Below are 12,310 nucleotides of genomic sequence, written 5' to 3' on the forward strand. Positions count from 1 at the left end.
GATTTGCGGTGCGTCCGCACGGATCGGTTCACCGTTCCCATGTTCGTCGTGCCCACGGCGGGGCACATCGAACATGGGAACGGGGACGACCTGCGGTTTTCGGGTGGTCGGTTGGTGATCGAAGTCGACTACCAACTGTAGGCCGGACACAACCCGAATCGGAGAAATCATCACCGATAAAGTCGTGTGGCGGCTACGGCCATGCAAGTCGTCGACGCAGCCATTCTCCCGACACTTGCGCCGAACATGCTTGGTGACGGCGCAGTTTCGGCGAATGTGGAGGTGGGGGCATCCGGCTGTTGTGCGCCCCGTAGCCGACCAGTGCACAGAGAAAGGCATCGACGGCGGCGGAGTCGGTTGTGCGGGTCACCGGATGGGCTGCAAGGATCGGGTCGGGGTCGATCCCGCTGGCGGCGATCGAGGGTGCCAGCGAGACGAGTTCGAGCCAGGCGGCGCCGACGCAGGGCCAGGCCCAGTCGATCACCACGACTGTGCCGTCGGGACGAAGGAGCATGTTGTCGGGCCGCAGATCTGTATGCAGCAGGGTTGTACCGTCGGTGGCTTCGGGCCAGGTCGATTCCAACTCGGCCAGCCGATCCAGATTGCGCAGCGACCAACTGTCCAAGTCGACGGGCGGGCCGTGCTCGGCGAAGTGCCGCCAGCAGTTCAGCACCGGCCCATAGCTGTCGGCCATCGCGGGCACATCGCAGATCGGGCTGGGCGTCAGCACGTTCGCCAACTGCTCCACCGCCGTGAGCACCGCATCCAGCTCGGCCGGCTTATCGAGACGCGGATGGCAGCCGGCGACGTCGTCGAACACCATGACGAACCACCCGGCGAGCTCGGCGGTGAACTGGACCGCCGGTGTCGGGACCGTGGGCGGTAGCCGCGCTGCGGTGCGTGCCTCGGTCTGGTACATCCCACACAGTTTGTCATCACAATTGATCACCTTGGCGAAAGCTCTGCGGCCGTCGTTCAACAGCAGCCGCACGGCCGCGCCGTGGCTGTACCCGCCCGTCTGCGTGACCGCCGACCGCACCGGCGCGCCGAGGCGGGCCTCGATCCCGGCGCATACCGGCTGCGGCAACTCATGCCACTCGATCCGACTCGCGGTGCCTTCACTACCGGACATTGCACGATCATCTGTTGGAGCGCCGCGGACCTCCAGTCATTTATTCGAGGCAGGCGCCTGGACTATGTCCGGGGCCTGCCGGTTTCGCGAGGGGCGCTCGCCCTGAACACCGGCAGAGGCAGCTTGGTCCCGACGGACGACAATTGACTCGTGAGTACATGGGTAACTCCATGTACTCACATCGCACTAGCCTGCGATTGGCATCGTTGTCAAGAGCGGACCGCATTGGTGGTAGAGGGTTTCATTGGGTCGCTGAGCTGCGGATACTTCGATGACTTCATTCCGACGTCACATCGATTGCCAGCGTTGGCGAGTGCGAGCCTCGTTGGTTGACGTCAGCCACTAAATGGCGGGTTTGATGACAAGTAGCGACCGCTGACCAGCAACCACGCCAGGCACGTGCGATTCCCAGCTTTAGATCGCGGTTCCGGTCAGTGGATTGCGGTGATGGTGTCTCGGAATTTGTCGGTAGTGGGTCCGCGGCTCAGCCGCACCGGCAGGCATGCCTCAGACCGGAACTTCAAAGCGTCTCACCGCTGGAACCGGCGGACGGCGATCCATGTGAATGAGTTCGAGCGATGGTCTTCGAGGACACCGAGTTCTTGAGCATACTTGCCGGACACCCGTCGGAGGCGGAAAGTGGCGGCGGAGGCCTTGGTTGCTCGGCAACTCCTGGATGCTGTCTGATCGAACGAGGCAAGATGAGGGGCTATGAGCGGCGCAGTTCTCTATGACGGCTACTGCGGTGAGCCTATCGCGTGGGCACGGGTCGGCGAGCCTGTCATCGGGCATGAGTGGACTGAGCACGGAAGAGTAGCGATTACCGGGCGTCTGGGCCCGGCTGACGCGGCACAGAAGTACGGCCCGGTCACAGAGGTGGTGCTCGGCCGGAACGGCGGCTTCAAGTCGGTCACTTACGGTGCCACGAAGTTCATCTCCAGGTTCGTGGACCCACGGGGTACCGGGTTGTATGACGACGCCGTTGTCCTTGTGGACGACCCCGCCAGGGAGAACTACGAGTGCCCGGACTGTGGGGCTGCGCCCGGTGCGCAATGCGTGAACAAGAAGGGACAATCCTGTGCGACACACAGGAAGCGGTCCAACGGCCGCAGCCGCTGGGAGATTGAGCGAACGCAAGAAGCAGAACGGGTAGCCCAGGAGGAAGCCCGAGCCACCGAGCAGTGGAAACGCGATATGGCCACGCCGCCCGCCGTCGGCGCAATCATAGAGATCAAGCGATGGAAGCCGGTCGAGCCCCCGGCATGGGAGCGGGTTCCCGATGTCCCCGAACGTGTCACTGTTGAGCGAACTTATGCCAACCGTACGGTTGGTGGCACTGCTGAGAGCGGCGCTCGAGTGTTTCTGGCACGCAACGAGGTTACCGGTGATTGGTCCATAATCTGTGGTCAGCCGACATCGATGCGCTTGCCGTGCAGGAACGGCGTCGCCGGGGTGCAGTGTCGGACTCGCCACAAGGTAGGACTGCGTCTACGCGAGGACACACCGTGGGATCGAAGCGTCGATTACGCATAGCGACGCGGGAACATGGAGACGGGAACCTACACCTGCGCTCCGCCGTCATACCTGGTGAAACATTCGATCGCCGCCGAGGAGTCCGTCGTCCAGGTGAAGTGTTGTTTCACTGCACGTGACTGCCGGCCGCCGCTCGGGCACGCCGCCTGGCATGAGTGGCGCATGCAGTGGCGTGAGGTCGCCAGCCAGTTCCCCGACGGTGTGGAACACGTCCGCAAGGCGGTGACCATCCAAGGAGGCGCCGGCGGTGATGCACTCGTCGATGTTCGTCACCGAGCCCATTCTCATCGGACTCCTACGGATCGCACCACCGCGGCGCAGTCCCTACTGCGTGTCCCCGTACGGCTCCGTCGTCTTCCACCAGTGACCCAGCCGGAAGTGCAGCGCTCCAGTGAAGACAACCGATCCCGGCCAGGGAATAGCGACGAGGAGAAGCGCATCGCTCAGCAACTGCCCTCGATGAGTAGCAGGTAGGTCGCCTCGAATGCGCCACACATTCAGCGAGAATCGCCGGTACCGGCACTGGGCAGGACACGCGCATGGGTGACTGGGAAACGCTTGTTCATCGTGGGTACCTATCCCATCTGAGGGACTGATCAGTACGACACCGTGTGGTTGAGCGAGCGGTGTCGGACGGGGTGTTGCGTTGTATTACGCAGCGGGATTGACACCCCTGGAGGTGATCGCTACGGTCCAGCCATGACTGATGGGGGAGCTTCAGCCTCCGGCGCAGGCATTTCGGTTGTGCCAGAGGAGGTTAGAGAGGTTGGGCAATACACCTACGAGCTAGCGGAATCCTTGCAGTCCGCCCTGCGGTCCGTAGCTGAGGACGTCGCGGCTTTGCTCGACGGGGGCTGGTCTGGCGGCGCAGCGACCGACTTCTCCGCAGGGTGGTCCGAGGTCCGCGATGGGGGAGGTCAGATCATCACGGCGTTGAGGGAGATGGCTGAAAAGCTTGGTGTTTCCGCCCAAACCTACGAAAGCCGCGACGGGACCAACGCATCAGCGTTGAACACCTCGGCATCCAGCCTGGAGCTTCCGTGAGCGAGTTCACCGTCGATGTCGACCAACTGGACCAGATCGTCGCCAGGTTGTCCGGCCTGGCCGGATTCATCAGTGATCACCTCGACGACATCGACGACAAGGTAGCGGGACTCACCGGTACCGGTTGGGAAAGTGTCGCAGGCCGGGCCTATTTCGAAGCGCATACGAAATGGGTCACAGCCGCGCGGGAGTTCGCGGAGGGTGTCCGTGACATGAGCGACGCCGCCCGCAAGGCGCACGCGAAGTACGTCAACGCTGCCGAGGTCAACAAGCAGATGCTCAACGGCGGATAACGCCCATGGGATGGACCATCGATTCCGGCATCTACTTCGATGCGGCGAAGAAATGCCAGCTGCTCGCCAGCGACATCTCTCTCGCGTTGGGTCCGTTGCTGTCCACGTTGGTCCACGAGTGCGGCGGAATGGCAGGCAACCACGAGAAGTGCCAGGCATGGATCACCGCCTACGACCAGTACGCCAGCGAGATAGTTCAACTGACAGCGGCCCTGGCGAACGCACTGCAGCGATACGGCGATGTGCTTGCCGCCACCGGCTACAACTGGTGGCAGGCTAACCGCTCCACCGCCAGCGGCACCGAACCGACACGTCCAACCGAGTCCCAACTGCTGTACGACACCGGGATGGACCTCCCCGCTACCGCTAAGGGGGACAACGGATCCGGCATCGACAGCCCGATCACGGGCCTACTGGAGAAAGTCGGCAAGATCCCCAACGGGGACGTCACCAAGTTGCACACTGCCGCAGAGGCGTGGAAAACGTTCTCCGAGCACACGAACATCACCGGGGCCGCAGAGCGCATCAAGGGCATCAATGCCAAGTTCGCCGGCAGCACCGACCCGAACATCATCGCGATCGAAGAGAAACTGTCAACGCTGCAGAAAGCCGCGGAACTGTTGGCTCAGGCGGCGAAAGCGTTATACGGGCCGGTCCAGGGACACTACGACGCTCTCGACAAAATGCGCTCCGACATCCAGAAAGCTGTCTCCGACGCCAACAAGGATCTCGCCGCATCGATAGCTGTCACGATCGCGGTCGTCGGGGTCCTAGCCCTCGTAACTGGCGGTGTAGCCGCTGGGCCTGCCGCCGCGGGTGGCGCTGCGGTGACCACAGAAGTCGTCACGGCGGCGGCAGCGGTTATCCGCACTGCTGTTCATGCCAGTGACCTCATCCACATCTACGAGGCGGTCACCTCCGTTGGTTCCGCCGGCGCGGGCGTGTTCTCGGCCATCCCCGACCTCTCTCAGGGCGGCACCAAAGCCGCTCTCGACGGCATCGCGGCAATGACCGTCAAGCTGACCGACGGCGGCAGTGGCGGGAACCAGTGGGACAAGGTGGAGGGGGCGAAGCCCGACCCGGCGAAGATTAATATTTCTCAGAAACGACGGATCCATATCCTCGACGGCGACGGGAGTGACGACATCAACGGTGGTGGGCACGCGCCCGGGACTGGAATGCCCAACAAGACCGAGTTCCCCGACACCGATGACTGGGAAGACGACAAAATCATCGACCGAATAGTCGACGTCGCGAAGAACCCGGACCAGCCGCCAGTCCTCCAGGACAACGGCAACTGGAAAGTCAACGGCACCCGCAACGGCGTCCAAATCGAAGTCATCGTCGCTCCCGACGGTTCAGTCGTGACCGGCTACCCCATCGGCGGCGAGGGTGTAGTCAGGAACGACGCGAATGGTGACCCGATCAAATAGGCTAGGAGAGCGATGAATCCGGACAGGGCGGCACGAGAAGCGCGAAAGCGTCAGCGAGACCCGCAAGCCATCGAAGCCCGTAACCGTCGGCTGAACAAGATGAGCAAGGACTCGCGAGACCTTCTCGAAAGCGTCGCCGACCGCCTGCCTCCCGACTTGGTCGAAAGCTACCGGACCTACAGCGACGTTGGTGAGTGGGCGATGCTCGTCGACGTGCTGTGCGCCAGTCTGATCAAGCGCCGGATCCCGGTCACTGAAGCGGAACGCGATGCCGTGGCGAACGTGCTCGGCCAGTTCAATCCCCCAGTGGAGGGATATCGCTACCTCAGCGACCCCCAAGGTGTGCTGTCTGAGCTCAACGTGGTCACCCGTAGGTCCTCGTGATTCGATCGGGGACGGACGGCGGAGTCATGCACGGCGGCGGCGCGGTTCCGACTTCCACCTCCGGTAGCGGTTTGTTGGTCGGGGTAGCTGCCGGTACCGCGCCGCAGCAAGTCGGGAGTTCGACTCCTAAGAGGCTCCCGGGTCAATGGTGGGTGGGGTAGTACATCAGCCCGGCTGGATGCTGCTTGTCATGTGCCTATTGATTTCGCTGCCGCTTACCGATCGGCTGCCGCGGTAAGCGACGCGGACAGGAAGACTGGCCTGCCCCTTGTAGTTCGGTCCCCGGGCCAATCAATGGGTCCCGCCAGGGGCGCTCGGCAGGGGTGCCCGCCGTCGGCCACGCCAATGAATGGCTTATCCGTTCGGAAGTCGAGACGGGTCACAGTGTAGTGGTCTTGTGATGAATGCGATCGTCGCGGTGTCAGGTCCAGTGGAAGTCGCAGGTACCGGTACTCGGCAGGACACGCGAAACATGGACAACTGAAAAATGCCTGGTCATCGTGGGTACGTATCCCGTCTGAGGGATCGCGGTGCCCTGTGGGCGGTGGTCGATCGGCCCCAAATCTAGGGCTGGGGCATGCGAACATGGGAACGGAACGACCTGCGGTTTTCGGGTGGGCGGCTGGTTTTCGAAGCGGTACCAGCTGTAGTGGCGTGTGGCGCCCCTTGATCTGCTGGGTGTGGGCCGGTACGACCAATACCACTGACGCGCCCGTCATCGACGGCCTCCGCACCTATCCGCTCGTTCTGCCGGGCTTCCTGCGCGGAGAGGTGATGCGTGCGTCGAGTCGCCGTGATGGTCGAGGCGGAACACGTCCGGGTCGTCACGGACTGATGCCCACGGCGACAGCTGCCAGATCGTGTGGCAACAACCGCCACGCACATCCGGCCACCAGCACATCGCGCTCGTACGCCAGGATGCGGTCCCTGTCGGGTCAGGCCGGGCGATTTGCCGGCGGCCGGATTTTCGAAGAGCGCTGACACGATCGCTTGGGCGTCGGCTGCATAGCCCTCGAGGCGCGCCGAGGCACCGCTTGATGGTTTTGTTCTGGCGATCAGCAGTACCGCTTCATTTCCGTATCGCCACCACATCATCACAGGTAAGCCCTCGTTTTCTTCGGGCTTTCTTGTCTGTGGCGTATTCGGGGGGTTGGGGGTATTTCCGCGTGAGGGCACCGGAGTGGTGCCCTCACAGCACTTGCGATGCACCGTCGTTATCCGGAACTCGAGAAGACGGAGGCTTCCATGAGCACAGCAGCTATCGCTATCGAGGCCATTACCACGGTGGCGGGTACCGGCACCGAGGGCTACAACGGCGACAACCAGCCCGCCATCGACGCCGACCTTGACTACCCGGAGGGTGTGGCGGTGGACGGGTCGGGCAACCTCTACATCGCCGAACGCTATAACCATCGGGTGCGGAAGGTTGATCATGCCACCGGGGTCATCACCACGGTGGCGGGTACCGGCACCGCGGGCTACAACGGCGACAACCAGCCCGCCGTCGACGCCGAACTCAACGTGCCGGAGGGTGTGGCGGTGGACGAGGCGGGCAACCTCTACATCGTCGACCGCGTCAACTATCGGGTGCGGAAGGTTGATCCAGCCGGGATCATCACCACGGTGGCGGGTACCGGCACCGAGGGCTACAACGGCGACGACCGGCCCGCCATCGACGCCTACCTTGACTACCCGGAGGGTGTGGCGGTGGACGGGGCGGGCGACCTCTACATCGCCGACCTCCGTAACCATCGGGTGCGGAAGGTGGATCATGGCACCGGGGTCATCACCACGGTGGCGGGTACAGGCAACGCGGGCTACAACGGCGACAACCAGCTCGCCATCGACGCCGAACTCCACTACCCGAACGGTGTGGCGGTGGACGGGGCGGGCAACCTCTACATCGCCGACAGCGGCAACCAGCGGGTGCGGAGGGTCGATCCAGCCGGGGGGATTACCACGGTGGCGGGTACCGGCACCGAGGGCTACAACGGCGACAACCAGGCCGCCATTAACGCCGACCTTGACTACCCGGAGGGTGTGGCGGTGGATGGGGCGGACGCGCGGCCCGAAGACGCGCAGCCTCTACATTTCCGACACCGGCAACCATCGGGTGCGGAGTGTGGAGGCTGTCGTTTTCTCGGTTGTTCAGGATGCCCCGGATCCGGTGGTGATGACGGCGGGGGTGACCACGCAACTCGAGTTCACGGTGTCGGCGAACACCACGGTTACCGCCGGTCAGACCATCACCCTCGATTTCCCGTCAGGCGTCGGTCTGGCGCCGAGCGGTGTCGTCCGCTACGTCTGCCCGGACGCTGGTATCGACACTCCGCTGCCGGTCACGGTCGGCGCGGACGGGTCGGTGAACGTTACCGCGCCGGAGATCACTGCCTCGACGGCATGCTTCTACGCCGCCGACGTGTGGGCCCCGGTCTTCATCGAGGGGGTCTTCGGGGGTGTCCTCGAGGGCGTCATCTCGATCGGCGGCACCACCGAGCCGATCCACTTTCGCGTGGCAGAGCCTGTCTTCACGGTCGTTCAGGATGCCCCGGATCCGGTGGTGATGACGGCGGAGGTGACCACGCAGCTGAAGTTCACGGTGTCGGCGAACTGCACGGTTCCTGCCGGTGAGACGATCACCCTGGGTTTCCCCTCCGGGGTGGGCTTGGCGCCGGGCGGTGCCGTCCGCTTTCACTGCCCGGACACTGGCACCGATACCCCACTGCCCGTTACGGTCGGCCCCGACGGGTCCATCTTCGTCACCGCCAGCGAGATCACTGCCTCGACGATTTGCTTCTACTCCGTAGATGTTCAGGCCCCGGTTTTCATCGAGGATGTCCCCGAGGGCAGCATCTCCATCGGCGGCACGACCCAACCGATCCACTTCCGCGTGGAAGAGCCTGTCTTCACCGTGGTTCAGGACCCACCGGATCCGGTGGTGATGACCGGAGGGGTGACCACGCAGCTGAAGTTCACGGTGTCGGCGAACTGCACGGTTCCTGCCGGTCGAACCATCACCCTGGGTTTCCCCTCCTGGGTGGGCTTGGCGCCGGGCGGTGCCGTCCGCTTTCACTGCCCGGACACCGGCACCGATACCCCACTGCCGGTCACCACCGGCCCCGACGGGTCCGTCATCGTCACCGCCAGCGAGATCACTACCTCGACGACATGCTTCTACACCGCCGACGTTCAGGCCCCGGCGATCCCCGGGGGCACCGTTTCCATCGGCGGCACCAGCCAGCCGATCCACTTCAGTATCGAAGGGGTGCCCGCACAGACACGCGCAGTACACCGTCGTTATGCGGAACGTGATGAGTGGGAGGCTTCCAAGAGCACAGCACCTACCGCTTTCGGGCTCATCACCACGGTGGCGGGTACCGGCACGCCGGACTACAACGGCGACAACCAGCCCGCCATCAACGCCGACCTCAACGCCCCGGACGATGTGGCGGTGGACGGGGCGGGCAACCTCTACATCGCCGACCTCTACAACCAGCGGGTGCGGAGGGTCGATCATGCCACCGGGGTCATCACCACGGTGGCGGGTACCGGCACCGGCGGCTACAACGGCGACAACCAGCCCGCCATCGACGCCGAACTCAACCAACCGTGCAGTGTGGCGGTGGACGGGGCGGGCAACCTCTATATCGCCGACCTCCACAACCAGCGGGTGCGGAGGGTCGATCCAGCCGGGATCATCACCACGGTGGCGGGTACCGGCACCGGCGGCTACAACGGCGACAACCAGCCCGCCATCGACGCCGAACTTGACGCCCCGAACGGTGTGGTGGTGGACGGGGCGGGCAACCTCTACATCGCCGATGTCGACAACCAGCGGGTGCGGAGGGTCGATCATGTCACCGGGGTCATAACCACGGTGGCGGGTACCGGCACCGAGGGCTACAACGGCGACAACCGGCCCGCCATCGACGCCGACCTCAACCAACCGTGCAGTGTGGCGGTGGACGGGGCGGGCAACCTCTACATCGCCGACCTCCACAACGAGCGGGTGCCGGCGGGTGAATCCTGCCGGGGTCATCACCACGGTGGGGGGTACCGGCGCCCACGGCTACAACGGCGACAACCAGCCCGCCATCGACGCCGACCTCAGCTACCCGGTCGGGGTGGCGGTGGACGGATCGGGCAACCTCTACATCGCCGACCTCTACAACCAGCGGGTGCGGAGGGTCGATCATGCCACCGGGGTCATCACCACGGTGGCGGGTACCGGCACCGACGGCTACGACGGCGACAACCAGCCCGCCATCGACGTCGACCTTGACTACCCGGGCGGTGTGGCAGTGGATGGGTCGGGCAACCTCTACATCGCCGACACCGGCAACAAGCGGGTGCGTCGGGTGGAGGCTGTCGTCTTCTCGGTTGTTCAAGATCCACCGGATCCGGTGGTGATGACGGCGGGGGTGACCACGCAACTCGAGTTCACGGTGTCGGCGAACACCACGGTTACCGCCGGTCAGACCATCACCCTCGGTTTCCCTTCGGGGGTGGGTTTGGCGCCGGGCGGTGTCGTTCGCTATCGCTGCCCCGACACCGGTGTCGACACTCCGCTGCCGGTCACGGTCGGCGCGGACGGGTCGGTGAGCGTCACCGCGCCGGAGATCACCGCCTCGACGGCATGCTTCTACACCGCCGACGTCCAGGCCTCGACCATCCCCGAGGGCACCGTCTCCATCGGCGGCACCACCCAGCCGATCCATTTCCGCATCAACCTGTAGACACATCTGGTGTAAGCGGTGCGGGGTCCGGACGGGTGGATCACGATCATCGGGTCCGCCCGGCCGGGCAACGTCGTGAACACGACGAGCAATCCGGGTTCGGGCTGGTACGACATCGAGAGCGGTCGCGTCTATGCCGCGACCGATGGATACGTCACCCTGAAGACCGGACGCCTCATCAATGGCCAGGCCGCAGTCAGGCCCTCAACTCCTTCCGGGCAGGCGTCGACTTTCGGCGTGCACGATTCGCCTCGCCGCCGAGAATCAGCAGATGCGAGGTAGTAATCGGTGAGTCTGAGCGGCACTGGCCGGACAACTGGGTGGAGCTGACGGCGGAGGAGATCTGCGGATTCATCGATTCTTGGCCTGTGGACCGGGCTGCAATCGTTGAGAAGGCGCATGCTGCGAAGATTCGGGCTCAGTGGGAATCCCTGTCCTGACCGGTTCGTCGCCAGCATCTCCGCACACAATTGAATCACAAGCTAAGAGCACCTCATTTGCAAAATCTGCGTAGCAGACCGGGACTGCGTGGCAACGCGGTGGCGGTTTTAGTCAGAGTCGAAGGTGCCGGTAGTCGGCAGGCCACGTAGAACATTGGCAACTGGAGAACGCCTGATCATCGTGGGGGAATATCCACTCCGTACGTTTGGCTGGACACCAGGGCCTGTGTTCCTATGTCCAGATACCAGCACGGGCGTGGGAAGGAAAGTGGAAGACGATGCGGAGAGATTTCGCGACAAGTTCGGGGCGCTGATGTCGGGATGACCCTGACTCTCGGACCGATCATGCAGAGCGCCGGCATCGACCCCGTAGACACGCAGGTGATTCGGCACGCCTATGTCAGGGAGCACCAAGACACCGGCATGCCGGGCATCCACGCAGACTCATCGGACGAAGAGATCCTCGCGTACACGAGCCAGCAGTCGACGAACCCCCGGATCTTCCCCGCCGTCCCGCCGCGCACTTGGATCGTGTTCATCCGCGAAGGCGGCGATCGGGCGCGCCTGTGGTCGGTGGTGGAGAACCGTGGCGAGGTCTCGAACGATGGCGCGCTCCGAACATTCGACCTGGTCGTCTCAGACCGCATGGCCGACCTCAGCAACCGGCTCGTCATCGGCTGGAGGTCGCCGCGTACCTGGAGACTCAACGGCCCCACGGCCGCCGGCTATCCGGTCACCGAGATCGCGGATGCGCAGCCGGTGCCCTTCCCAGGCTTCGACCGCCTCGTCCTCGACCACGCGCAGCTGCAGGCGGTGATGCGCGAGCACAGGTACGCCTCATGGCGCACTGCACTCTCATCGGTGGTGGGTGTCTACCTGGTCACGGACACCCGGGACGGCCGCCAGTATGTCGGCAAGGCCGACGGCACAGAGAGCATCCGGCAGCGCTGGAGCGCATACGCGGCCAACGGCCACGGTGGCAACGTCGAGCTGCGCGGCCTCGACCCGAACAGCTTTCGCTTCTCGATCCTGCGCGTCTTCGACCCCGCGACGCCCACCAGGGATATCGATGAAGCGGAGATCCACTTCAAGGTCGCCCTCGATACGCGCAGGCACGGTCTGAACCGAAACTGACGGCCTAGGTTGGGAGTGTCCGATTAAGTCTCTGACACTCCCGGGCGGTGTAGCTGCAACGGGTTTTGTGGCGGCGATTTCATAGATGTCAACGGAACGCCAATCCGGACCATCTGACGGCAGTTCAATCTGGACCACCTGGCCGGTTGGGTTGGTGGTTTCAGTCTTCAGTTGTGCCGGC

General features: G+C 64.1%; 10 protein-coding genes and 1 pseudogene. 9 read left to right on the plus strand and 2 right to left on the minus strand.

The features are described 5' to 3' along the window. Window positions 1-193: 193 nt before the first annotated feature. The gene (locus ACWDMM_RS23270) at window positions 194-1,087 is read right to left on the minus strand and encodes a phosphotransferase (RefSeq protein WP_449939504.1); all 894 of its coding nucleotides are present in this window, start codon (window positions 1,085-1,087) and stop codon (window positions 194-196) included. A 756-nt stretch (window positions 1,088-1,843) separates the two neighbouring features. Between ACWDMM_RS23270 and ACWDMM_RS23275 the strand changes: the two genes are divergently transcribed. Next, window positions 1,844-2,665, plus strand: a complete 822-nt coding sequence (locus ACWDMM_RS23275; RefSeq protein ID WP_449939507.1) for a hypothetical protein — start codon at window positions 1,844-1,846, stop codon at window positions 2,663-2,665. Window positions 2,666-2,710: 45 nt separating this feature from the next. Here the strand turns inward: ACWDMM_RS23275 and ACWDMM_RS23280 are convergent, their stop codons facing one another. Beyond that, a complete protein-coding gene (locus tag ACWDMM_RS23280) occupies window positions 2,711-2,938 on the minus strand; it encodes a hypothetical protein (RefSeq protein ID WP_449939509.1) in 228 nt (75 codons plus the stop codon). Window positions 2,939-3,364: 426 nt separating this feature from the next. Here ACWDMM_RS23280 and ACWDMM_RS23285 point away from each other — a divergent pair, with 426 nt between their 5' ends. The 8 genes and pseudogenes from ACWDMM_RS23285 to ACWDMM_RS23320 all read left to right on the plus strand — a co-directional run bounded on the left by ACWDMM_RS23285 (window position 3,365) and on the right by ACWDMM_RS23320 (window position 12,129). Next, window positions 3,365-3,709, plus strand: a complete 345-nt coding sequence (locus tag ACWDMM_RS23285; RefSeq protein WP_449939512.1) for a WXG100 family type VII secretion target — start codon at window positions 3,365-3,367, stop codon at window positions 3,707-3,709. Continuing rightward, complete coding sequence (locus tag ACWDMM_RS23290) at window positions 3,706-4,002, plus strand: WXG100 family type VII secretion target (RefSeq protein WP_449939515.1); 297 nt, start codon at window positions 3,706-3,708, stop codon at window positions 4,000-4,002. Before ACWDMM_RS23285 ends, ACWDMM_RS23290 begins: the two co-directional genes overlap by 4 nt. 5 nt (window positions 4,003-4,007) lie before the next feature. After that, on the plus strand, window positions 4,008-5,435 hold the full coding sequence (locus ACWDMM_RS23295) for an EndoU domain-containing protein (protein ID WP_449939521.1): 1,428 nt from the start codon (window positions 4,008-4,010) through the stop codon (window positions 5,433-5,435). A 12-nt stretch (window positions 5,436-5,447) separates the two neighbouring features. After that, entirely contained in the window at window positions 5,448-5,819 is a 372-nt protein-coding gene (locus ACWDMM_RS23300) for a hypothetical protein (RefSeq protein ID WP_449939524.1), read from the plus strand. 1,245 nt (window positions 5,820-7,064) lie between these two features. After that, window positions 7,065-8,450 carry an NHL repeat-containing protein gene (locus ACWDMM_RS23305; RefSeq protein ID WP_449939527.1) on the plus strand — a complete coding sequence of 462 codons (1,386 nt, stop codon included), beginning with the start codon at window positions 7,065-7,067 and terminating at the stop codon, window positions 8,448-8,450. A gap of 310 nt (window positions 8,451-8,760) precedes the next feature. Then, window positions 8,761-9,819 (plus strand): annotated as a pseudogene (locus ACWDMM_RS23310) (hypothetical protein); the annotation flags it as partial. A gap of 178 nt (window positions 9,820-9,997) precedes the next feature. Beyond that, window positions 9,998-10,555 carry a hypothetical protein gene (locus ACWDMM_RS23315; protein ID WP_449939534.1) on the plus strand — a complete coding sequence of 186 codons (558 nt, stop codon included), beginning with the start codon at window positions 9,998-10,000 and terminating at the stop codon, window positions 10,553-10,555. Window positions 10,556-11,316: 761 nt separating this feature from the next. Then, complete coding sequence (locus ACWDMM_RS23320; protein ID WP_449939530.1) at window positions 11,317-12,129, plus strand: GIY-YIG nuclease family protein; 813 nt, start codon at window positions 11,317-11,319, stop codon at window positions 12,127-12,129. Window positions 12,130-12,310 lie beyond the last annotated feature (181 nt).

This window comes from Nocardia sp. NPDC003726, assembly GCF_053586955.1.